At 71.1% G+C, this 23,750-nt stretch carries 15 protein-coding genes and 1 pseudogene; 12 read left to right on the plus strand and 4 right to left on the minus strand.

Features of this window, described 5'->3' with window-relative positions:
• Positions 1 to 103 precede the first annotated feature (103 nt).
• Both ABZ444_RS44765 and ABZ444_RS44770 read left to right on the plus strand, forming a co-directional pair.
• Positions 104 to 376, plus strand: a pseudogene (locus ABZ444_RS44765) (hypothetical protein); the annotation flags it as partial.
• A gap of 153 nt (positions 377 to 529) precedes the next feature.
• Positions 530 to 1,822: a prolyl oligopeptidase family serine peptidase gene (locus ABZ444_RS44770; protein ID WP_358010357.1), complete on the plus strand. Its 1,293-nt coding sequence runs from the start codon at positions 530 to 532 to the stop codon at positions 1,820 to 1,822.
• 794 nt (positions 1,823 to 2,616) lie between these two features.
• Here the strand turns inward: ABZ444_RS44770 and ABZ444_RS44775 are convergent.
• Positions 2,617 to 5,667 (minus strand): S8 family serine peptidase, encoded by a 3,051-nt coding sequence (locus ABZ444_RS44775; protein WP_358010314.1) that lies wholly within the window; start codon positions 5,665 to 5,667, stop codon positions 2,617 to 2,619.
• Between the two features lie 224 nt (positions 5,668 to 5,891).
• Between ABZ444_RS44775 and ABZ444_RS44780 the strand changes: the two genes are divergently transcribed.
• Both ABZ444_RS44780 and ABZ444_RS44785 read left to right on the plus strand, forming a co-directional pair.
• Positions 5,892 to 6,431, plus strand: coding sequence for a sigma-70 family RNA polymerase sigma factor (locus ABZ444_RS44780; protein ID WP_358010315.1), 540 nt, complete (start codon positions 5,892 to 5,894; stop codon positions 6,429 to 6,431).
• Positions 6,428 to 7,303, plus strand: coding sequence for a hypothetical protein (locus tag ABZ444_RS44785; protein WP_358010317.1), 876 nt, complete (start codon positions 6,428 to 6,430; stop codon positions 7,301 to 7,303). Before ABZ444_RS44780 ends, ABZ444_RS44785 begins: the two co-directional genes overlap by 4 nt.
• A gap of 221 nt (positions 7,304 to 7,524) precedes the next feature.
• Here ABZ444_RS44785 and ABZ444_RS44790 read toward each other — a convergent pair whose 3' ends face one another.
• Positions 7,525 to 8,757, minus strand: a complete 1,233-nt coding sequence (locus ABZ444_RS44790; RefSeq protein WP_358010318.1) for a hypothetical protein — start codon at positions 8,755 to 8,757, stop codon at positions 7,525 to 7,527.
• Positions 8,758 to 9,103: 346 nt separating this feature from the next.
• Here ABZ444_RS44790 and ABZ444_RS44795 point away from each other — a divergent pair, with 346 nt between their 5' ends.
• Positions 9,104 to 10,510 (plus strand): VCBS repeat-containing protein, encoded by a 1,407-nt coding sequence (locus ABZ444_RS44795; RefSeq protein WP_358010320.1) that lies wholly within the window; start codon positions 9,104 to 9,106, stop codon positions 10,508 to 10,510.
• Between the two features lie 347 nt (positions 10,511 to 10,857).
• Here ABZ444_RS44795 and ABZ444_RS44800 read toward each other — a convergent pair whose 3' ends face one another.
• Entirely contained in the window at positions 10,858 to 11,181 is a 324-nt protein-coding gene (locus ABZ444_RS44800) for a hypothetical protein (protein ID WP_358010321.1), read from the minus strand.
• A 601-nt stretch (positions 11,182 to 11,782) separates the two neighbouring features.
• Between ABZ444_RS44800 and ABZ444_RS44805 the strand changes: the two genes are divergently transcribed.
• The gene (locus ABZ444_RS44805) at positions 11,783 to 16,360 is read left to right on the plus strand and encodes a CHAT domain-containing protein (RefSeq protein ID WP_358010322.1); all 4,578 of its coding nucleotides are present in this window, start codon (positions 11,783 to 11,785) and stop codon (positions 16,358 to 16,360) included.
• Between the two features lie 35 nt (positions 16,361 to 16,395).
• Positions 16,396 to 17,055, plus strand: a complete 660-nt coding sequence (locus ABZ444_RS44810) for a hypothetical protein (RefSeq protein WP_358010323.1) — start codon at positions 16,396 to 16,398, stop codon at positions 17,053 to 17,055.
• A gap of 164 nt (positions 17,056 to 17,219) precedes the next feature.
• Here ABZ444_RS44810 and ABZ444_RS44815 read toward each other — a convergent pair whose 3' ends face one another.
• Positions 17,220 to 18,335, minus strand: a complete 1,116-nt coding sequence (locus ABZ444_RS44815) for an ROK family transcriptional regulator (RefSeq protein WP_358010324.1) — start codon at positions 18,333 to 18,335, stop codon at positions 17,220 to 17,222.
• A gap of 97 nt (positions 18,336 to 18,432) precedes the next feature.
• Between ABZ444_RS44815 and ABZ444_RS44820 the strand changes: the two genes are divergently transcribed.
• The 5 genes from ABZ444_RS44820 (at position 18,433) to ABZ444_RS44840 (ending at position 23,341) form a co-directional block, all read left to right on the plus strand.
• Positions 18,433 to 19,686, plus strand: a complete 1,254-nt coding sequence (locus ABZ444_RS44820) for a sugar ABC transporter substrate-binding protein (RefSeq protein ID WP_358010325.1) — start codon at positions 18,433 to 18,435, stop codon at positions 19,684 to 19,686.
• Entirely contained in the window at positions 19,683 to 20,519 is an 837-nt protein-coding gene (locus ABZ444_RS44825; RefSeq protein WP_358010326.1) for a sugar ABC transporter permease, read from the plus strand. Before ABZ444_RS44820 ends, ABZ444_RS44825 begins: the two co-directional genes overlap by 4 nt.
• Entirely contained in the window at positions 20,509 to 21,330 is an 822-nt protein-coding gene (locus ABZ444_RS44830; RefSeq protein ID WP_358010327.1) for a carbohydrate ABC transporter permease, read from the plus strand. The genes ABZ444_RS44825 and ABZ444_RS44830 overlap by 11 nt, the downstream gene beginning before the upstream one ends.
• A 10-nt stretch (positions 21,331 to 21,340) precedes the next feature.
• Positions 21,341 to 22,684 carry an alpha-L-fucosidase gene (locus tag ABZ444_RS44835; protein WP_358010328.1) on the plus strand — a complete coding sequence of 448 codons (1,344 nt, stop codon included), beginning with the start codon at positions 21,341 to 21,343 and terminating at the stop codon, positions 22,682 to 22,684.
• Positions 22,685 to 23,203: 519 nt separating this feature from the next.
• A complete protein-coding gene (locus ABZ444_RS44840) occupies positions 23,204 to 23,341 on the plus strand; it encodes a hypothetical protein (protein ID WP_358010330.1) in 138 nt (45 codons plus the stop codon).
• The last annotated feature ends 409 nt before the right edge of the window (positions 23,342 to 23,750 follow it).

Below are 23,750 nucleotides of genomic sequence, written 5' to 3' on the forward strand. Positions count from 1 at the left end.
GCGAACGCGCCGAGCATGCCGATGATCAGGCCGCGCACGAGCCGGTTGCCGCCCACGAATCGCCAGCCCTCGACGACCTGCTTGAGCACCGAGCGACGGGCACCACGCCATCGACTGGTACGTGCCCTCCCCCGACGGCCGCCACGTCGCCTGCGCCGTCTCCGACTCCGGGTCGGAGGACAGCTCCATCCACGTGATCGACGCCGACTCCGGTGCCATCCTGGACACGATCCCGCCCACGACGCGTTTCGCCTTCCTGAGCTGGCTGGAGGACGGCCGGTCGTTCGTCTATCACCGCTACGCGGAGCAGCACCGCTTGGACAGCCGCTCCTTCCTGCATCGGCTGGGCGCCGACCCGGCGCAGGACACGGTGGTGCTGGCCCGCGGCCTCAACCCCCACGTCGAGCTGACCCCGCGGGACCGGCCTCTCCTGGTGGTGCCGCCGCACGGCGAGTGGATGCTGGCGATCATCTCCCACGACGCGCTCAGCCCCTGGCCCTGGACCAGCGAGCAGCTGAGCGACTGCACGATGTACGTGGCGCCGCGGACCGGGCTGGCCGACCCGGCCACCTGCCCGTGGCGGAAGGTCGCGGGCGTAGCCGACGGCGTGACCACCTTCGCCACCAGCCACGACACCCTCTACCTGGTCTCCCACCGGGACGCGCCGCGCTCCCGCGTGCTGGCCGTTCCGCTTGCCGCACCCGATCTGTCCCGAGCCCGGGTGGTCGTGCCCGCGGGTGAGCGTGCGGTGGAGTCGGTGCGGGTGGTGGGCGACCGGCTGCTGGTGCGCGATCTCGACGGTGGCGTCAGCCGGGTACGGCACGTGCCCCTGTCCGGCGGCGAGCCCGCCGACCTCCCGATGCCGGTGGAGGGCGCCATCGTGGAGTGGACCACCCACCCCGAACGGCCCGAAGCCCTGCTCCTGATGGCCAGTTGGACCGACGCGCCACGGCTCTACCGCTACGACGGCCAGTCCCTCCAGGACACCGGGCTGGCGCCCCGCTCACTGGTGGACTTCGGCGACGTGCACGTCCGTACTCTGCACGTGCCCGCGAGGGACGAGACGCCGATCCCGCTCACGGTCATCCACCACAAGGACCTGGAGCTGGACGGCAACAATCCGGCCGTGCTCACCGGCTACGGCTCCCACGGGTTCATCGACCTGCCGGAGTTCCGTCCCGAGATGCTCGCCTGGTACGAGCGTGGCGGCGTCTACGCCGTCGCGCACCTGCGTGGCGGCGGCGCCTACGGCCGCGAGTGGCACGAGGCCGGGCGCGGCGAGCGCAAGGAGGCCACCATCACGGACTTCATCGACTGCGCCGAACATCTCATCGCCCTCGGCTACACCCGCCCGGGACGGCTGGCCGCCGAGGGCGCCAGCAGCGGCGGCATCCCCACCGGCGGCGCGCTGGTGCGCCGCCCCGATCTGTGGGCGGCCATGGCGATCCAGGTGCCGACGGTGAACGCCACGCGCAACGAGTTCACCGAGAGCGGGCCGATCAACGTGCCGGAGTTCGGCAGCGTCACCACCGAGGAGGGCCTGCGTGCCCTGCTGATCATCGACGCCTACCTGCGGGTTCACGACGGCGTGCCGTACCCGGCGGTGCTGCTGACCACCGGACTACGCGACGCGCGGGTGCCGCCGTGGCAGCCGGCGAAGCTGGCCGCCCGCCTTCAGGCGGGCACGACCTCCGGACGGCCGGTACTGCTGCGCGTCGAGGAGCACGGCGGCCACGGCGCCGGCTCGACCCGAGAGCAGGAACATGCCTTGCTCGCTGATGTGCTGGCCTTCCTGTTGCACGCTTTCGAGGCGTCACGCTGAGTACGACTGAGCAGTGGGCCCTTCGTCATGTCGCGTCGCTGTCGTCCGGCGGGCCACTCGATCCGGGCCTGCGGGTGACGCCCCCGAAGTGACCGTATGGTGCCGCCGTGCCGTCGCTGAGTACCGGGTGCCCGCCCCTGACCCGGTCGCGGATCGATGTTCGGTGGCCTGCTTGAACAGGTACTCAGCACGCTCATCGGACAGGCGGGCGGGCCCGGTGAGCGGGCACAAGTGGACGGCCGCGGAGTGCGGGCCGGGCCTGGGCGCCGGTCGGTGAGGAGGACCGGCCCGCGGCTGCGGCCGGAGAGCAGGCGGGGCAGCGACCGAGCGGTGCCGGCCTGCCACAAGATCCAGTCGGTGGCGCCGCCCTTGCGCCGCACGCGGCCGCGTTCGGCCTCGGGCACGATGTCTCCGACGTCCAGACCGGGACCCGTCTCCAACAGGATGATTCTCCTCCTGCCGAAACGCCGAGCGACGTCCACGATGAGCGGGAAGATCTGCGTCCCCCCTCCCCTGGTAGTCGTCGGACGGAGTGGGCCCGAAGCGGCAGTCCGTCGCCGCCAGGTGGATGCGCGAGCTGCGCGGGCCTGGATGTCGCGGGTGGCCTGCTCCGGGGAAGCGCGCACCTCGGCCAGCCGTCTGCCACCGAGCAAGTCATGAACGCCTGCCGGAGAACTGGGCCACCCATTTCGCCGACTACCCTTCCACGGGTCCGGCACTGGCCGGAAGCACACCGCGGGCTGACAACTGACCGCGCGGGAGACCTGCGCCCGCGCGGCCGGAATGCGGATCCGTCACTCGATGGCGTACGCCCGGGTGATGGTCTGTGTCACGCGGTCACCCGCCGCGTCCGTGACCTTGGCGCGCAGTGAGACGAACCCGGGGGCGTCCGGGTTCGCGATCCGGGCCGTCCATCCGGAGCCGGTGCGGGTCAGCCGGACCGGCCGCCAGTTCGCCCCGTCGTCGAAGGACTCCTCAAGCGTGATGGAGGTGGCACGCGGCGCGGAGGCGCCGGGGTTGCGGTGGAGGCTCACCGGGACGACGGTCGTGGACCCGCGCCTGGCGCGGTTGTGGTCGTCCAGGCCCTCGGGGGCGTAGCGGACGGCGGTCAGGGGCAGCGGCCGGGGCTCGGCCGTCCGCTGCGACCGGAACGTCCAGGCCGACTCGACCTTCGTGGACAGCGCCGACGGCCGCTGCGCCGACGCGGTCAGCGTGTAGGCCGCCGGCTCGGCGGGCAGGCGGACGTCCAGCCGGCAACTGTCCGCGTCCTCGGGCTCACAGGTCGTCAGATCGGTCTCGGCCAGTTTCTCCTCGCCGCGGGCCAGGGTGATGCTGCCGGTGATGTCGTAGTCGCCGCCCCTCAGCCCGGCCCGCCCGTCGGCGAGGATGCCGTCGACGTTGAAGTTCAGCCAGTCGCCTTCGCGGCTGCCCGCGGGCCTGCCGAAGGCGGGACCGGTCACGGCGGCGTTCCACAGCTCGGTGACCCCTTCCCAGGACACGCCGGGGATTCGCGGCCCCACCGTCACGTCGGCCGCGCCGGGTCCCCCGGGCGCCCGGTACGTCGCGGTCAACTTCACCAGGTCACGCGTGCGCGCCGCGTACGACAGGTCGTCCGGAATTCCGCCGGTGCGGTAGTCGATCAGGTCGTAGCGGTACGGGCTCGGCGCGGCGTCCTTCTTGTGCCAGGTACTGCCGGCCATGTACCTCAGGCCGGGCTGGCGCACCGGCAGGGCGTAGACGTCGTCGCCGAAGCTGAACCAGCCTTGGCTGAACCAGCCGTTGGCCAGGGTGATCTCCTCGCTACCGTCCTGGACGGCGGTCGGCTCGTCCACCGTGAACCTGATCTTCTTGCCCTGGCGCGCGTCCACCGTCACCTCCTGGTCGGCGCCTGCGATGGTCACGGGCCGATGCGCGGTCGTGGATTGGTCTGAGTTGTACACGTTGACGTAGAGGTTCCACTCGCCCTTGGGCACCCGCACTCTTGCGACGCCCTGGTCGTCGAACGAGAGTGTCCGCTGGGTACCGGTCCCGAGCTGGTAGAGATATCCCATGGCGGCGCTGGGTGTCTGGCCGTCCCTCTCGATGGTCCTGACGGTCAGGATGTGGGTCTCGGCCTCCACGAACGCGCCCGCGAGCGTGCGAACGACGGTGTCGCCCGACCTGGCGGTGACGACGCCGGGATAGTCCCCGGGCGCCTTGCCCTCCGCGCGGATCGTCAGCTCGACCGACGCCTCGCCCTTGGCGGGCACCTCCAGCCGCTTGGACCCCAGCTCCAGCACCTCGCCGTCCGCGGCAAGGTCCAGGGTGAGCGGGGTGTCACCGGAGTTGGCGTACGTGAGCGTCCTGGCCGTCACGCGTTCGCCCGTACCGTTCCAGGGGAAGGAGGCCCAGACGTTGCCGGTCGTCGCGGCCACCTGCTGGGAGACCGCGCGGGCCACGTCCACGCGTCCGGCGCCCTCCTCGTAGAGTCCGGCGCTCCCGTTGGGGGCGGCGCTGCCGATGAGGGCCGCCTTGAGACGCTGTCCGCTCCAGTCGGGATGGCGTTGGGCGAGGATCGCGGCGGCCCCCGCCACGTGGGGCGAGGCCATGGAGGTGCCGGTCATGACGACGTACGGGGCGCCGGCGCCACCATCGGCGTTGGCGGCCCTGATGGCGACGCCGGGGGCGGTGAGGTCCGGCTTGATGGCGTGGTCGTCGAGCCGGGGGCCCTTGCTGGAGAAGTCGGCCACCTTGTCGTCCCGGCCGACGGCGCCGACCGTGAGGGCGGCATCGGCGCTGCCGGGGCTCAGGACCGTGCCGGGCTGGGCATCGTTGCCCGCAGCCACGACGAAGAGCGCCCCGGTTCGCTCCGACAGCGTGTTGACCGCCTGCTCGACCGGGTCGACGTCGAACGTGTCCGGACCGCCGATGCTCACGTTGATGACCTTGGCCTTGACCTCGGCCGCGGCCCACTCCATGCCGGCGACGATGTCGGACTCCTGTATCACCAGGTCGCCGACCTTGCCGATGGCGAGTTTCGCGCCGGGCGCCACACCGCGCTGCTTCTCCCCCGCTCCCGCGATGATCGACGCGACGTGCGTGCCGTGCCCGCTCCTGTCGCGGATGTCATCGTGACCGGTGAAGTCGCGTGCCTGCGTGACGACGTCCTTCAGGTCGGGATGCGTGGAGTCGTAGCCGCTGTCGAGCACGGCGACCGTGACGCCCTCGCCGGTGAAGCCCTGCTTCCACGCCTCGGTGGCGCCGATCTGCTTGACGCTCTGGTCCAGGGTGAAGAAGCGGTGGCCGTCCAGCCAGATCTTCGTCCGGCCGGCGGTCAGGGTCTGGACGCCGTCCGTTATGCCCTTCCAGGTCTCGGTGGCGTTCTTCTTGGGCACCGTCACGGCGGACATGTCGAGGGAGGACAGCCGCCGGTCCTGGCGGGCGCTCCGGAGCGCGGGCACGTCCCCCTTGGCCGACTGCGTGATCAGCGGGATGTCGCTCCGCTTCGCGTCGCCGTACCCCCAGGCCAGGAGCTGCGTGACGTCGAACAGCCGCTCGTCCAGAAGGCCCTCGGCCACCAGCGGATGGGCGTCGGACGGATGGACGTACAGATGGCCGTCGCGGTACTGGCTGCTGTAGTGCACCCGCCTGCCCGCTCCCGGCACCACCCGATGCCCGGCGGCGGTGACGACGACGCGGTCGCCGGTGATCAGCGTCACTGTGCCGGTCGGCCGGTCCGTCGCGCCTTCTCGCCTCGCGGGTCCTGGCGTCGCGGCGGCAGGCGCCGCGACGGCGGGTGCCGGGGCGGTCGTGACGCCGGCCGTAACGGCCAGGATGGCAGCCACCAGGCCCTTGCCTAACCTCATGCGTTTTCCTTCCATCGGCTGCATGACCGATCGCCGCCGACGACGCTCGGGTACGTTCAGCGGCAACGCATGGGCAAATGTCCGGACAAGGCGAGGTGTTACTGGGATTCCCGCGAAAGCTGGGCCCTCCGTGAAAATACGTCTTGTCATGAAACAGAGCTGCTAAGCCGGACATCTGCTGAGGTGTGTTCAAACAACGGAGAGAAGGCGACATCGGGCCTCCGGTGCCGGAGCAGCGCTTCGAGCAGCTCTACCTGGCGCACTATCCCGCCATCGCCGCCTATGTCTCGCGACGTACCGACTCCACGGACGACATGGCCGACGTGATCGCCGAGACGTTCACGACCGCCTGGCGCCGGCTGGACGACATTCCCGCCGGGAACGAGGCCCGGCTGTGGCTGTACGCCGTCGCCCGGCGCGTCCTCGCCAACCACTTCCGCGCCGAGGAGCGCCGATCGGCGCTGGCCGCGCGGCTGCGCGAGGAGCTGTCCACCTGGTCCAGGCCGGTGGCCGACCGGTACGGCGAGGCCACCCGCCAGGCGTTCGGGCGCCTGTCGCCCGACGACCGGGAGCTGCTCTCCCTGGTCGGCTGGGAAGGGCTGGGCAGCGCCGAGATCGCCAAGGTGCTCGGCTGCTCACGCGGAGCGGCGCGCCTGCGCCTGCACCGCGCCCGCAAGCGGCTGGCCAAGGAACTGGCGGCCGCCGACCTCGACCTGACCACCTACGGCCTGCGCGCCGTCGCACTCGCGGAGGGAAAATCATGAAGAACGGCGTGGACCGCGTGGTCGCCCACCTGTCCCCCGGCGCCGGGCCCGGCATGACCGAGGCGGCCCACGAGCTCATGCACGACATCATGGCCGCCGAGCCCGCCGCAGCCGCGGCGGTCGCACCGGCAGGGCGGCGCGCGCGCCGGCCGCTGTTCCTGCGCGCCGCGGTGCCGGGCGTGGCCCTGCTGGCCGCCGCGTTGCTCGCTCTGAGCTGGCTCTTGCCCACCGGACTCGGCCTCGGACCCGGGACGGCCGCGGCCCTGGACATCAAGAAGGAGGACGGGTACTACGTCATCGAGATCAAGGACCTGTACGCCGACGCCGACACGTATCAGGCGCAGCTCCGCGACGCCGGGCTGAACGTGACCCTCAGGGTCATCCCCTCGACGCCCTCGTGGGTGGGCTCCATCTTCCCCACCTCGCCCACCGAGAACCGGTACCTCGACGAGATCAAGACCATCGACCAGCCGGGGGCCTGCGACAAGATGGGCGGCTGCCCCATCGGGGTGAAGATCCCCGAGAACTTCCAGGGGCCCGCCGACATCACGCTCGGCCGCGAGGCCCAGCCCGGCGAGCCGTTCGAGGACGGCACCACGATCGACGGCCTGGGCGAGCCGCTGCACTGCCTGCCCTACATCGGACGGACCGTGGCCGAGGTGCGCGGCATGCTGCAGGAGCGTGGCGTGACCATCCAGAGCTTCGAGGACCTGGACCCTGAGTCTGGTGGAACCAAGCAGTCGGTGCCGGACTCGTGGCTGGTGGAGAGCGGCTCCATGACGGAGCCGGGCAAGGCGATCCTGATCGTGTACGAGGGGTCCGAGCCGCAGGAGCCGGGGGGCCGCCGCGGCGAGAACTGCCCCACCTCCTAGGCACACGAGCCGCCACCCGGGCATGGGAGGGCTGCTGCCCGCACGGGCGCCGGGCAACAGCCCTCTCCCTGATTACCCGAGCAAGCCGACTGACCTGCGCAAGAGCTTCCGACCGGAACGCCGGGCGCTGGTGACGGCCGCGACCGTCACCTGGCCCGACTCCAACCAGCCCAGAAGGGGAGCTCTGCAGAGCGTCGAGCCGGCATCGGTGATGCTGTGGATCACGCGGGATCGGGGCCGAGATCGAGGGCCGGTTCGAGGCCGGGGAAGTCCCGCACGGCGGTGGCGAACTCCTGGAACAACAACCACTGGTCCTTGGTGATGATCCAGTCCTTGGTGATGGTGCCCGTGACCGTGCCCATCGCGCGGACCTGGGCGTCGCCGCCGGTCAGTTCGAAGACCGGACCTCCGCTGTCGCCGTGTCGGGAGCTGTCGATCCGCTGCTTGGCCGAGACCAGGTTGCTGTAGCACTCCTGGTTGCCGTAGATGTCCTTGCCGCAGATCTCGCTGTACTTGTAGTCCACGGTACGGCCGCACGAGGCTCCGGTGGTGGCGCCGGACATGCACAGCGACTGGTTCTTGTAGGTGAATCCCCATCCGGCCACCGGCTTGGTGAAGTCGCTGACGCCGGGGGTGCCGTCCCACATCCTGCCGTTGCCCTTGCCCGTGCTGACGAGGCCGGTGACGCGGATGAGCAGCAGGTCGTGGGCGACGTTCTCCTGCTCGGCGACGCCGATGACCTGGCCGGCGCCGTCGGTGAACACGTCGCCGGGAGCGCCGCAGTGCCCGGCCGTCAGCAGGTAGCGGGTCGAGCCGATGTACACGGGGAAGCCGCCGGTGCAGTTGTAGCCCAGGGCGGGGCTCCCGCCGCAGCCCGCAGCGCCGCCGAAGGTGGCGTTGGCGATCGCCACGCCACCGTACCAGGGCAGGTCGTCGTCACAGCGGGACGTGAGCTGCAGCGGCTCCTGCGCGACCACCTGGACCGGGACCCCCACGTCCGGCAGCGCCTGCCGGACGAGGGCCTTGTCCTTCTCCTCGACGGCGGCGGTGAGGCCGCTGCCGTCGAAGGGCATCTGGACGGCGTGGACGCGGCCGCCCTTCTCGGCGCCCGAAGCGGCCCAGAGCCGGTCGGAGGCCGCGCTCAGTTCACTCTGCGAGTACGCGGCCGGGCGTACCTCCACCGGGGCGATCTTCTCGGCCCGCTGGATCGCGGCCCGGATCGGGCCGGGGACCTTGCCCTTCCACCACAGGATCACCCGGTCCTCGCCGAGTTCGACGCCCGCGTACCCGCCGCCGTCCACCACCTTCCTGATCTGGTCGGCGGCCGCCGTCAGAGTGCTCCGCGGGGTGCCCTGCGGTGGGTTCTGGGTGGTCGCCGCGCGGACGGGAGTGGCGGCGGAGGTCATCGCCAGTGCCGCCATGAGGATGCCCGCGATCTTCGTCTTTAACTGCACGCTGCTCGGTCTCCTTCGGGGTTGCCTTCGGCAGACGAAGCTAGAAGTGTGATCTTGTGACCGGGTTGGATCGGTCTTGCGAAACCTGACAGGTTCGATGAACGGGGCCGCGAGTCCCATCCATGCAGGTCAGGCCCGTATCCGTGGCGTTTCCGGCGGCGACCGTCCCGTGCGGCGGACGGCGTGGCCGACGCCGTGCCGGGACGGGAACAGGTGGTCCTCCCCTTGCGCCGGTCCCGTGTGCCTGCGTGCGACCAGATCCGGGCAGGTCGGCGTCCGATACGCTCGGCGGTCGTCGCCAGTCAGCCCCAACCCGGCCACAAGTCGCAAGCGGAATCCTCGCCCCATGCGCGTGAACAAGATCGCCTGGTCGGCCGCGGTGCTCGCGGCGGCCGTCGGGCTCACCACCACCCCCGCCGCACCTGCCGCGGCGGCGCCTGCCATCACCGTCAAGAGCGACTTCAACGCCGACGGGTACAACGACGTCGCCGTCGGCATGCCCACGTACCCGGGCTATGTCGGCACGAAGAACAGCGGCATGATCGCCGTCCTGTACGGCGGCCCGAACGGACTCAGCGGCGCCAAGCAGCTCCTCCGGCCCACGTCCGGCTGCTCGGGTGAATCGGCCGACGTCTGCCAGGGCTGGGGCAAGGGACTGGCCGCGGGCGACGTCGACGGCGACGGCAGGACCGAGCTGGTCACCGTGGGGGTCAGCGAGCGGCAGGTCTTCTCCTGGACACCGGGCGGCATCACCCGGCAGGGCAGCTCCAACTCGGCGTACTTCCGGGGGCTGACCGTCGGCAACGCCGACAATGACCCGCGAACCGACGTCGTGGGACTGTTCGCCTCCGGCTGGTTCGCCTCCTTCGGTGGCTGGTACAACGGCGGCGCCTTCGAAAAGACGCCGCTCAACGCCCCGAGCGGCCCCTTGCTGCAGTCGACGGCGATCGGCACCGTCAACGGCGACGACATCATGGAAGCGATGGTGGTGCTCGCCCCCACCTACGGGTCGACCAGCCACGAGCTGTGGTACATCGACAGCCTGCGCAACCCGGCCCACACCCCCATGCTCATGGGCAACACGGCGGCCTGCGACAACCCCGACGCGACCAAGCCCGCCTGCACCAAGAAGGACTCCCAGCTCGGCCTCGGCGACGTGAACGGCGACGGCTACCGCGACCTCGTCATGGTGACGCCCAGCACCGGTACGGTGCACGTCTGGTACGGCTCCTACTACGGCGCCGGCATGCTTCAGCCCGGCTTCACGGCCCGCAACCTGTCCTGGCTGACCACGCTCGGGTCCACCGACATCACCGTCACCATCGGCGACACCAACGGCGACGGCCCCGGCGAGATCGCCATCGGCCTGCCCAAGGCGACCATCGGCGGCAAGGCGGCCGCAGGGGCCGTGGCGCTGATCCCCGGGACCACCTCGGGCCCAGACGTCTCCGCTGCCCGAATCCTCACCCAGGACGGCATCGCCGCACCCGACACAGCGCCTTCGGCGGATCCGATCGCCGAGGAGTCCGTGGCCGAGGACCGCATGGGCGAGGCCGTCTCGATCATCGACGTCACCGCCGACGGCAAGGGCGAGCTGGTCATCGGCGTGCCCGGCAAGAACGGCGGCAGAGGCATGCTCGCAGTGCTCGCCGGCACCGCCACCGGGCTCCCGTCCTCTGCGCAGTCCATGCACGCGATCCCCACCGGGGTGAGCGCCGCGGATGCCCGCTTCGGCGCCATCATGCTGAGGTAGCGCCACTGCGGGCGACGCCGATCCGGAGGCGATGAACAGCGGGACAAGCAGCAGTGGTCCGCGCCGTTCAGCATGTCGTGGGCGATGCAGGAGGACAGTGCCGAACCGGCCTCCCAGCCCGAACATGGCGGCGTTGCGCGGCGCGAGAGCACGCACTGCGGCTTCGCGCCACCTGCGGAAGGACATGGACGTCCGCGGCCCTGCTGAAGGGGAGGGCCGCGGGCTCTCGCGCCTGTCTCACCCAGAGCTCGTAGCTGCCGTCTCCGTCGCAGTGGTAGTCGGCCGGCAGAAGCATGCCGGCCGCGCCCATCAGCACCATGATCTTCTTGATGAGTACCGTGGCCCTCCTAGTGGATCTCGGCGTAGTAGCTGGTGATGGGTGACCAGCCGCAGCCCAGGGCGAGCTCTGCTTGGCCGTTGTTGGTGATGTTGGTCTGGGCGTCCCGCCACCGGCTCCACGCGCACTGCACATGCAGTTCGGCGATGCCGGGTCCGGTGCAGAAGACGTGCACCCTGTTGTCGGAGCCGATGTAGGGGGCTGCGCAGGACCCCGAGAGGGAACCGGCTGTGCTCGCCGTGGAGACGGTGGAGGCGGAAGCTGCGGCGGATCCTCCGTACAGGGAGAGTCCGACGCTGCCCACCACGGCGAGCGTGGCGAGAGGTCTGTTCATGATCTGAGCCCTTTTTTCTGCGTGGGGACGGGATGTCCCATCCGCGGTGGGTGGTCCGCCCCTGATGCTGATCCGGCCGTGGTCCGAAGTCTGTCGTGCAAGCCGTCGGCCAATTGCTCGACACTCAACGCATGACGATGCACCGGAGGTGCTTCAGGGGGCGGCGAGTGGAGGATCGGCGGCGGTCATCTCGGGGAGACGTACATCCGACAGAGCTGGGGCGGCGCGCTCTATCGGTCGCCATGGCCCTTCATCCGGGCGCGAACGTTGAACTCCAGGCGAGGTATCCGTTCTTCGGTCAGAACGGCTACCACCACAGGTTCGATGCCCGGTCCATCTCGACCTCTCCGCGATCCACCACCACCGGCCCGCGGCTTGTCGGGCCCGGCACCCCCGGAGAGGGCGTCCACCTCGCCAGGGTGCCGGTCGCGACCGACCTTTCAGACGCGAGCAGCGAGGACCACCGACTCCGATCCGCTTAGCATGGCCTCATAACCGCGGAGCTGATGCCATGTTCTGGAACGGTCGAAAACTCGCTCGTCAAGGACACGAGCTGCGTCGGCGGATCGATGCCTGTCTCGACGGTGCCGATCCTGGCGGGGTGGTCGGCTCACAGGCCGAGCTCGCTGCGGCGGAGTTCCGCGCTGCGGCGCTCAAGGCGCGAGGGCGCGGGCTGCTGGAGGCCGTGCGTACGCTCGCCTGGTTCCACTGGAGCCGCTTCCGGGCGTTGCCGTCAGCCGAGGGAGAGAGCGACCTGTTCGCCGCGATCGCCCTGTTCGACGTGCTGGCCGACCTCGCGCTCGTGATCGCGCCCGAGGAGTTGCATCCCGTGCTCCACGCCGCGAATCCCGTACGCCCCCCTCTCGGGCCCGAGTCCCGCGACACGTACAGCGCCAGGTTACGCGAGGCGCTCGGCGAGCTGGATCGGCCGGAGGCCCGCGACCGGGTCGCCGCACTGCTGCGGCGGGTGGAGTCCGCCCAGCTCGTTCCCGGCGATCCGGAATCCGTGGCGCGGGCCCGGCTGCGGATGGACCAGGCGCTGATCGACTGGGACGACCGGCGTGAGGACCCGGCCGCTCTGGACGCCGTCATCGAGGCCGCCAGAACCGCCGAACGCCTGTCTGCCGGTGAGGATCGGCTGCACGCGCTGGAGGTGCTCAGCGAAACGCTGAACATGCGCTTCGGACACACCGAAGACGTCGCGCACCTTCACGAGACCATCAGCGCGCAGCGCCGGCTCCTCGGCCTGACCGGTGCCGGCGACCCGCGGCACGGCGAACGCACCGCCCGGCTCGCGGAGCGGCTCATCCAGCGGCACAAGGCGACCGGCCAGGCCGACGACCTGGCCGAAGCCATCGAACTGTGCCGCGCCCTTCTGGAGAGGGCCCCCGCTGACGACCCGGGTCGGCTCAGCGCGGCCTTCTCCCTCACCGTCGCACTGCGCCTGAGCCACGTGCGTACGGGGGTGCCCGCCGAGCTCGACGAGGCGATCGAGTCCGGCCGGCTGGCCGCCCGCCTGGCGGGAGAGAGCTCCGGCGCGCTCCCGGGCATCCTCGCGTCGCTGGGTGTGGCGCTCCGGCACCGTTTCCAGGCGACGGGCAGGGCCGAGGACCTGGAGGAGGCGATCGAGGCCGGGCGCCGTTCCGTACGGCTGGGGCAGGGGCCTCCCGCCGACGAGGCGGTGTTCCGCAACAACCTGGGCCTGGCGCTGCAGACCAGGTTCAGCCACGGCGGGGACCTCGCCGACCTCGACGAGGCGATCGAGATGGGCCGCCGGGCGGCCGAGGCGGTGCGCGGCCGTCCCGGCGGCGGCATCTTCTTCGGCAACCTCAGCACCAGCCTCAGGCTGCGCTTCCAGGCCACCTCCCGGGGGGAGGACCTGACCGATGCGATGGAGGCGGCCCATACCGCCGTCGAGCTGACCCCGCCCGGCCACGCCGACCTGCCGGTGGTCATGGCGGGCCTCGAATCCGTCCGGTGGGCGCTACTGGAGAACGACCGGGACGTTCCGGCGACGGGCTCCTACCGGGCGGCCCGCCCGGCCTTCCCCGGCCCCTTCTGGGCGTTGTCCGAGGACGTCCGTCGAGGGGACCTGGATCTGTGGCAGGCGGAGGCGGCCGCACCCGCCCTGCTGACCGTCGCCACGGGGAACGGCGCTGGGGACGGCGCGAAGCTGGAGGAGCTGGCGGTCTCCGCCGGCGAGCGGGCGAGAACCGGCGAATTCAACGCCCCCCTGATCCTGCTGCGGCTGGTGCTGGCGGCGATCGAGGGCGCCCCCGCCGCAGCCGCCGAACGCCTCGCAAAGTCGCGGGCCGTCGTCAGCCACCGGTTCGTCGGCGTCGCGGCGCTGGTGCTCACCTTGGGGGCCGACCCCGAGCTGTACCACCGGGCGCTCGCGGCGGGCGAGTGGGCTCTGTCCTGGGCGCGTGCAGCGGACGACGAGTCGTTCGTCCGCGACCTGCTCCTCGCCTTGGCTCTGCTCCACCAGCTCCCGTACACCAACGGGCGGGGACGCGAGACGTACGGGATCGACCATGAGCGCTGGCTGCGGCGCAGAGCGGACAAGGCGGCCCGACCGGGCGATGTACTCCCGACGATTAACCTGCTCGACGGCGAGGCGTCCACCGTCAAGGAGCCGGAGATGACGATGCCCGCGCCGGGCGACGCGCTGCGCGCGGCCGAGGCGTACGCGCGCGAGGCGCTGGCGTCGGCGACGAGCTCCACGGCGAGCACGGCGGAGGCGGACCGCCGGCGGGCGTCCGACAGCCTGGCCGAGGCCCTGCGCTGGCTGGCCGCGCTCGGCGAAGAGGTCGACGCCGCCGAACTGTCCGGCCTCGCCGCGCCCGGCGAAGACGCGGACACCGCCGGACCGTCCGGGCCCGCCACCCCGGCGCACGTGGACGGCCCCACGGACGCGCGGTTGGCCCGCGTCGTGGATGAGATCGTCCGGCTCGCCGGGCGGGCGGACGTCGCCGGATTCGTCGGCCAGCTCAGTCCCGAGCTGGCGATCCTGGCCCTGCACATGGCGATCCGGCGGGGAACCATCGACGACCCCGACGCGGTGCTGCGGCTGAAGTGGCTGCACGAGGAGCTGACCGACGAGCACGGCGACGAGCGGGACCGGGAGGACCACGCCGATCTCGACCTGCACCTGCTGAGGGACCTCTACCTGCGGCACGCCGCAGAGCTGCCCGCGTTGCGCGAGGGTTACGCCCTGGACGAGATCCCCGGCCTGATCAGGCGCCTCGGCGCCGGCCGGTCGGCGACCCGCAGGGCAAGAGCCGCGCTGCTGGTCCTCCTCGCGAACCGGCTCGCGGACGTGCCGGCCGCCGCGCGCCATGGCCTGGACGCCGTGGAGAAGGCGTCGCAGCTCGACCCCGGCCTCCAGGACGACCACGGATGGGGCCTCTGGCTCGTCGAGGCGCGGCTGCACTTCACCCTCGGAGCCGGCGCGCTCTACGGCGAGGAGCACATCGGCGAAGGAGTGAGGGAGATCGCCGAAGCCCTGGTCCGGTTCGCGGTGCTGCGCCTGCCCAGCCGGGTGGGCGACTGCCTGAGCCTGCTCAAGGGCCACATCGGCGAGCTGGACATGCAGCCGGCGTACGACGTGCTCGCCGCCCTGAGCACGCTCAGCGTAGCGTTCCCGCGGCTGGAACGGGAGATGGGGCGGATGGTCCAGCTCATCTTCGGCAAGATGGTGCACACGTTGCTGAGCGAGAAGGGCGTCACCCCGGAGTTCCTGAACCTGCTGCTGCAACTGGCCAAGGGCTGGCGTACGCACATGGCCCTGTCAGCCACGCCGCCCCTCGTCGCGGCCCTGGACGAGAGCGCCGTCGGCATGCTCGCCGGGATCACGCCGGCCGAGGAGGCCGCGCTCACCCCGCCGGGTTCGACGTTCGGCGCTGCCTTCATCGACGCCGAGACCGTGCTGGTCAGCTGGTCGGACGCGATGGAGCGGCGACCGAGCTCGGGCCCGGCCGACCGGCTGCGCAACCGGCAACGGCGCTTCGACCGCCGCCTTGTCACGCTGATGACCGCGCAGATGCCGGAGCCCGAGGTGGATCCGCTGTCGCTGGAGGAGGTGCAGCGGCGGCTCGGCAGCCGCACGGTGCTGCTCACGTACTACTGCGGCTTCTGGAACGATGAGGACAGCGGGGTCGTGTACCTCCTGGTCACGGACGACGACCACGGCATCGAGATCCGCGTCGACGAGGCGCCACCAGGCGACCTGTGGCTTCAGGTGGGCGAGCTGAGCGTCATGAGCTCGCCCCGTGGGGTGCTCATCAGCGAGTTGCGCCGGCGGATCCAGGACGACCCGCTGACCGACCTCGTCGATCCCATGGCCGCGGAGCTCCTGGAAGGCCAGGTGGAAGCCCTGCTCGGCCGCCTGCGGCCACGTCTGGACGAACTCCGCGCGGGTGGCCGGGACCGCCTGGTGATCGTGCCGCACGGGCCGCTCCACTACTTCCCGTTCCACCTGCTCGGACCGGCCGGCCGGCCGCTGGCCGACGACTGGACGGTCACCTACCTGCCCAACCTCGGCCTGCTGCGCGAGCGGCCGGGCGGCCCGCCCCCGGCCAGGACGTCCACGATCGCGAGCTTCGGCCTGACCTACCATGGCGACGCCTCCCGCCCGCCGCTCCCCCGGGCCGCCGGCGAGGCGGCCGCCGTGGCGTCGCGGTTCGGCGCCACCGCGACACCCGAACACGCCGCCACCAAGACAGCCGTCCTGCGCGCGTTACGCGAGAGCCGGTACGTGCACATCTCGGCGCATGGCAGCCACAACGTCGACGCCCCCGCCTTCCAGAGCATCCTGCTGGCCGGGATCGGCGACGAAGGCGTCCTGCACGCCCACGAACTGCTCAGGCACGACCTGCGAGGCCTCGACCTGATCACCCTGAGCGCGTGCGAGACCGCTTTGGGCCGTTTCGACCGCCAGGACGACCTCCAAGGACTGCCCGCGGCATTCCTGCTGGCCGGCGCGCGCACGGTTGTCGGCACGCTGTGGGAGGTCTCCGACCAGGCGGCGGAGCTGTTCTTTCCCGCGCTCTACGACGCACTCGCCGCAGGCGCTGACGTGTTCGACGCCTTCCGTGATGCCCAGCAGGCGACTCGTACAGCCTTGCCCCAGTATTGGGACTGGGGCGCGTTCTATCTGATCGGAGGGGTGGCCAGGTGATCCAAATCGACCTCGGCGCTGGTCCGGAGCAGCCGTTGCCGCTCGACCTGCGGGTCGTGCGCGGCGGGGACGACGTACCGGCGAGCCTGCAGCGGCTGGCCGTACTCGGCCATCCCCAGTCAGCCCGGCTCACTTCGGAACGCGTCAGGGACGATCCTGACCTGCTGCACTTCATCGACGACGAGTCTGAACGCTGGCACTACCACCTCGTGGCCTTCTCCTGCACGTTCGCACCCGAGCCTGAGCAGCGGATCTTCGCGTCGTACGTCCAGGTCACCCTGACGAACGTCGACGCGGCAGACGCGCCGGAACCCATCGCCGTCTCCATGGAACCGCTCAAGCAGGAGCAGCTCCGGCCCCTCTCGCTGAGCGCCAAGATAACCCTGCCCGTTGTGCTGTCCACCGAGGTGAGCGTGACCGACTCGAAGGAACGGCAGCGGGTCGCGCTCGAAGCGCGCTACGAAGGCACCTCACGGCCGGCATGGCACTTTTTCGAGACCGACGCGAAGGGCGTCACCGGGATGCATCGACTGCGCTTCATCGTCCGGGTGCCCAGGGGCGTCACCGCGGCCGGCACGCTCAGCGCGGGCGCCAGCGTGGGATTCCGGGGCACCGGGGTGAGAAGGTTCAGTTACCGCAGCAGCCTGCGTACCGAGACGGCCGGCCCCACCTTCACCCTGTCCGCCCGGTTGTGAGCCCGACTTGCCCCGGAAGCGCGATGGCCGGCGCGCGACACCGCGAAGACGGCAGCGGTCCTGGCCGCCGGGCTCGATCTGGTAGAAGTTACCTGCTGGTAGCGCCGGTCCATTGCTCCCCGGGGCCGTTCTGCCGGGACACGCCGGACGCGGAGGAGCGCCGGTCAGCGGGCGGCGACCGTGGCCGACAGGGCCAGGGTGGCGGCGCCTCGGGCATGGCCGCTGTCGTCCCAGGGGCGGACCATGATCTCCACTCCTGACAGCACGCCGCTCTCCACCGCCGGACGGAACCCGGGCTCCAGATACGGCCACAGCACGTGGCTCTCGCCGATCACCGCCAGCGCCCGTACGGCCAGGACGTTCACCACGCCCGCGGCCGCCCTCCCGAGCGCCGCCCCCGCCTCGGCCATCAGGTCGCGCACGCCCGGCACGTCCTCGGCGGCCAGCCGGGGCAGCTCGGCCACCGGCACCGGCACCGGCGTCAGCCCACGCTCGTACGCGCGGGCGGCCAGGGCGTAGTCGGCCGCGTAGGACTCCAGGCAGCCGCGCCGCCCGCACACGCAGGGCGGCCCCTGCGGGTCGATCGGCACGTGCCCGAACTCGCCCGCGACGCCGTCGGGCCCGCGATGGATGCGCCGCCCAAGCACGATGCCCATGCCGATGCCGCCGCCGACGGCCAGCACCAGGAAGTCGTCGTGGTCGCACCCGGCGCCGAACAGCAGCTCGGCACTGGTGCTGGCGCGGGTGTCGTTGTCGATGAGGACGGGGACCGGCAGGCGTTCGGCCAGCAGGGGCCGCAGCGGCAGGTCCGACCAGCCCAGGTGCGGCGAGATGCGCACGATCCCCCTGGCCTGGTCGATCACGCCGGGGACGGCCAGGCCGATGCCGCGCACCCGGCCGCCGGCGGCGGGGTCGGCCAGCTCCCGGGCGCACACGGCGGCGAGCTGCCCGACGGGGTCGGCACGGGGGTCGAAGGGCACCGTGAAGCGGCGCGCCTCGCTGCCGTTGAGCCGCATGAGCACGCCGACCACGTGCGTGTGGTGCACCCGCAGACCGAGCGTGTACGCGGCGTCCGGCACCAGCTCAAGGGGCACTTTCGGGCGTCCACGCCCGGTCGCCTGCGGCGCCAGCTCGCGTACGTAGCCGAGCTCGATGAGACGCCGGGTGTGCTCGGTCACGGTCGCCGCGCCGAGCCCCAGCCTGAGGGCGAGCTGCGTGCGGTTGAGCGGCCCGGCCCCGAGCGTCGTCAGGATCTCCGTCCTGGCCAGGTCCTCGCGCATCGGCGGTCCTCCCTCTTGACGTCTGTTCCGGAGCAAGCCTAGGGTTCCGCATTAATAAATTCGACCCCGAAAAATATATCCTGACGGAGGTCCCCCCATGAAGGCACTCCTGGCCGCGGGGCTCGTACTCCTCGCCGGCGTCACCGCGTGCGGCGGCGGCGGGGCGGGCACGGCGGGCGGCGCCAAGCAGGACGACGGTACGGTCACCCTCGACTGGGAGATGTGGGCGGGCAGCGAGGAGGAGAAGGCCCAGCTCGACCACCTGGCCAAGCTGGTCACCCAGCAGGACCCGAAGATCAGGATCAACCTGCGGACCGCGCCCTTCAACGCCTACTTCACCAAGCTGCAGACCGAGTTCGCCGCGGGCGAGCAGCCGTGCCTGGTCTCCATGCAGAGCCTGCGCCTGGGCGCCTACGCCGATCTCCTCGAACCCCTCACCGCTCCCGAAGGCTTCGCCCCCGCGGCGCTGGACGCGCTGAAGATGAACGGCCGGCAACTGGCCCTCCCCTACGACCTGGGCCCGATGCTCCTCTACTACAACAAGGACGCCTTCGCCAAGGCCGGCCTGGCCGAGCCCAAGCCCGGCTGGACCACCGCCGACTTCGAGCAGGCCGCCAGGAAGCTGACCACCGGCGGCAAGTACGGGTTCGGCATGTCCTTCTCCGACCTGCACCTGCTGTCGATGCTGCTGTCCTACAACGGCGCCAAGCCGGTCACCGACGACGTGAAGCTGCAGCTCGACAGCGCGCCCATGGTCGCGGCCACCACCTGGTACGCGGGCCTGGCCGGGAACAAGGCGGCCAGCGTGCCGGCCGGGTCGGCGGAGCTGGGCTGGGGCGAGACGCAGTTCGTCAACGGCAACGCCATGATGGCGGTCGACGGCTCCTGGAACATCGGATCCACGATCAAGGACGCCAAGTTCCGGGTGGGCATCGCGCAGCTTCCCGCCGGGTCCGGGGGCGCGAAGACGTACGTGGCCAACTCCGGGTTCGGGGTGGCCAAGGGCTGCCCGTACAAGGAGCAGGCGGTCAAGGCGGTCTCCGTGCTCAGCGGCAAGCAGGCGCAGGCGTACCTGGCGGGCGAGGGGCGCGGCTTCCCCGCGATGACCTCCGAGCAGTCGGCGTACGAGAACTTCCTGGTCGGCAAGAACCAGGACAAGGCCGACGACGTGCGGGCGGCGGTGTCGGCGGTCAAGGAGGCGGTGGCCGGCGGCGTGCCGCTGTTCACCACCAAGAACTGGGACGACGTCACCAAGCTCATGGCCCAGCACCTGCTCCAGGTCTACACCGGCGCGAGCGGCGCCAAGGAGGCGCTCGCCACCATCCAGCAGCAGGGGGCGCGCGGGCAGTGAGGTCACGAGAGCAGTGGAGCGCGCTGGGGTTCGCCACGCCCAGTGTGCTCGGGCTCGGGTTGTTCACCCTGTTCCCGGTCGGCATGGCCGTGGTGATGAGCTTCTTCGACTGGCCGATGCTGGGCGGGAGCAGCTTCATCGGCCTGGAGAACTTCCGCTACCTGTTCGGCGAGGACCCGGCCTTCCTGTCCGCGCTGCGCAACACGTTCGTCTTCACCGGCCTGTACGTGCCGCTCAACATCGTCCTGGCGCTGGCGCTGGCGTTCTGGATCAGCAGGTCGCGGTGGCAGAACCTGTGGCGGGTGCTGTTCTTCATCCCGGCGATCACGCCGATGGTGGCCAACGCGGTCATCTGGAAGCTGCTGTTCCAGATGGTCGGCACCGAGCCGAACCTGCTGGCCGACGGGCGCACCGCGCTGGTGTCGGTGGTGGCCATGAGCGTCTGGCAGGGGTTCGGGTACAACATGATCGTCTTCTCCGCGGCGATCAACGAGATGTCGCCGTCGGTCCTGGAGGCGGCCTCCCTCGACGGGGCCACGGGGCTGCGCAAGCTGGTCAGCGTGCAGCTCCCGCTGATCTCGCCGGCGCTGTTCTTCGCCACGACGATGACGGTGATCAACTCGTTGCAGGTGTTCACGCAGCCGTACATCCTCACGGCCGGCGGGCCGGGCAACGCCACGGAGACGCTCGTCATGACCGTCTACCAGGCCGGGTTCCAGTCGCGCGAGCTTGGGCTGGCGGCGGCGGGCGCGTGGGTGCTGTTCGCGATCATCCTGCTCGTGACCGCCGCGCAGTTCCTCGGGCAGAGGCGGTGGGTGCACTATGAGAGTTAGATCCGTCGTCTCCCACGTGCTGCTGGCGGCGGTGACGCTGGCCTTCCTCTATCCGCTGATCTTCGCGGTGGCCACCGCGCTGAAGCCGGCGGGCGAGACGTTCAGCGATCCCGGGTCGCTGGTCGGCTCGCGGATCCGGTGGCAGAACTTCGGCGACGTGTTCGCGTACGTGCCGTTCCAGCGCTACATCCTCAACGGCGTGCTGGTGGCGGGCGTGGGCACGCTGGTCGTGCTGGCCGCCTCCGCCCTGTCCGCCTACGCCTTCGCCTCGCTGCGCTGGCGCGGCCGGGACGGCGTCTTCCTGCTGTTCCTGGCCACGCTGATGGTGCCGCAGGAGGTGCTGGTCGTGCCCATGTTCATCCTCATGCAGAAGTTCGGCTGGGTGGACAGCTACCAGTCGCTGATCTTCCCGTGGGCCTTCACCGCGTTCGGGACGTTCCTGCTGCGGCAGTTCTTCCGCTCGGTGCCGCGCGAGATGCAGGAGGCGGCGCGCATCGACAGCGCGAGCGAGGCGCGGATCTTCCTGTCCATCATGCTGCCGCTGGCCAGGCCCGCGCTCGGGGTGCTGGCCGTGTTCACCTTCATCAACTACTGGAACAGCTTCCTGTGGCCGCTCATCATGGTCAACGACGTGACCGAGCGCGGCACCGTGCCGCTCGGCCTGCAGTTGTTCTTCGGCCAGAACGGCAACCAGTGGCATCTGGTGATGGCCGCCTCCATCGTGTCCATCCTGCCGACGCTGCTGCTCCTCCTCGCCCTTCAGAAGCATCTGGTCAAGGGCATCGCCACCGCCGGTCTCGCCGGCCGCTGAAAGGACCATAGTGCTGTTTTTCGACCGCCGTGTAGGCCCCGACCTGGGCGCCGACTACCCGGCGAGGGACGTGCCCGACTGGTACCGGGACGCCAAGTTCGGCGTCTTCGTCCACTGGGGGCTGTACTCGGTGCCCGCGTGGGCGACCGCCCGGCTGCCCGGCGAGCACGTGCCCGTGGAGCTGGAGTTCAGCTACCACCCGTACGCCGAATGGCACGCCAACACCGTCCGCATCCCCGGCTCGCCCGCCCGCGCCTTCCACGAGCGGGAGTACGGGGTCGGCACCCCGTACGAGGACCTGGCCGACTCCTGGCAGGCGGAGGCGTTCGACCCGGCGGCCTGGATGCGGCTGATCGCGGGGTCCGGCGCGCGCTATGTCGTGCCCACGGCCAAGCACCACGACGGGTTCTGCCTGTGGGACACCGCCACCACGGCCTTCAGCAGCGCGCGCCGCGGCCCCCGCCGCGACCTGATCGCCGAGCTGGACAGCGCCGCGCGGGCGGCGGGCCTGCGGTTCGGCCTGTACTACTCCGGGGCGCTGGACTGGCACGTGTCCGACTTCCCGCCGATCCAGTCGATGACGGACCTGTTCACGCTGCGCCGCAACGACGAGGCGTTCGCGCGCTACTGCTTCGAGCAGGCCATGGAGCTGATCGACCGGCACTCCCCCGACGTGCTGTGGAACGACATCGACTGGCCCGACTCGGGCAAGGCGGCCGGGCCGCACAGCCTGCAGGCGCTGTTCGAGCACTACTACGAGCGGGTGCCCGAGGGCATCGTGAACGATCGCTGGGGCGTTCCGCACCTGGGCTCGCGCACCCGCGAGTACGTCTCCGAGCAGCAGACCTCCCCGTGGGTGTGGGAGGCCACGCGCGGGCTCGGCCAGTCGTTCGGCTTCAACCGGGCCGAGGACGAGCGCCACCTCGTCCGGCCGGACGAGCTCGTCCACCTGCTGGTCGACACCGTCGCCAAGAACGGCAACCTGCTGCTCAACATCGGGCCGCGGGCCGACGGCTCGCTGCCGGAGCCCCAGGTCGAACGGCTGCGCCACCTGGGCGCCTGGCTGGCGGCCCACGGCGAGGCGATCTACGGCACCCGGCCGTGGGTCCGGCACGCCGAGCCCGTCGGCGACCCGGTCCGCTACACCGCCGCCCCCGACGGCGCCCTCCACGTGATCGCCCTGGACCCGGCCGCGGGACGGCTGACGCTCACCGGCGACCTGGTCGAACGGGCGCGGGCCGGAGCCACCTGGGGTGACGGCCCGGCGGCGGTGGACCGTTCCGGCGGGGTCGTCGTCCCCGAGGCGTTGCGCGGGCTGCCGGCCGCCGTCCTCAGGCTGGCGCCCGGCGCCTGAACGGGGGACGCGAACTCGTGGGCCGCGACCGCGCCATCGACGCGGAAGGCTGACGGGACTGGAGAAAGGGGCGGCCGGCGCGACAGTCCCGGCGCTGTGCGACGCCGAGCCCGCCGGATCGCCCGAGCACGACACGGTCCGCTCTGAGTGGCGAACGAGCTCGCGGGGGGCCGACCCCTGCGCCAGGCGGGCCACCCTCGTCTGTTTACGGCCCGTTCTGGGTGAGCGCGACGATGACCTGGAGCGGGCCGTAGGCGGCCGTCATGGTCTCGGCGTCGAACACGCCGGTGCGCCTGAATGTCAACCGACGGCTGGGCGAGAGCCTCGCCCTGGCCCGTGAACGGCTCGGCAAGCACCTCGCCCCGGAGTGTGCGTCATGCGCATTGCTGAGCGGGCTCGCCCAGACCCAGGCCGACCTCGGCGACCCTGCGGCCGTGACGACGCTGCGGCAACTGGCCAGGCTCACCGAACGTGTGCCCGCCGCGGTTGCCGACGATCGGGGGTCATTGTTCGGCCAGCGTGCTCGACGACACGGACGCCACCGTGCGTTTCGAAAGCGTGAACGTCACCGCCAGAGCAGTACTCGCCGCCGTCCCACCCCGCGCCCGCAAGCTGGCCGCGGTCATCGCCCTCCACGACAGATTGAGGACCGGGTGACCACACTGGACATCTCCCCCGGCGGGGCAGGTCTTTCCGGCACGCAGCGCCTTCCTGCCTTTGGGGATTCACTCCCAGGGCTCTGCGTGCAGAGGTGACGTCAGCCGTTGGCTTCCTCCCCACAGAAGCCGAGGTCCTACGTCGGCCTCCACAGGCTTCACATCCCGCCGGCACGGCGGTAGACCAGGCAGCTTGGTTCCCGTCGCCAGGCGAACGCGACGCCACCCGTTCGCGCATTGTGCGACGCCGTTTCCCGGGGCGGCGTTTCGCCTGGGCGGCCAACCGCCAGACCTTGTGCCGCTACGCGGCGGGCTCGCCTTCCTCCCCAGGGCCGAAGCCGGAATACGCATCGTCAGGAGGCGGCAGTGCGGAGATGGTGAACCGCGATGTCAGGTACGCCCGGCCGCCC

Origin of the sequence: Nonomuraea sp. NPDC005730 (assembly GCF_040630865.1) — a bacterium.
Taxonomy (GTDB): Bacteria; Actinomycetota; Actinomycetes; order Streptosporangiales; family Streptosporangiaceae; genus Nonomuraea.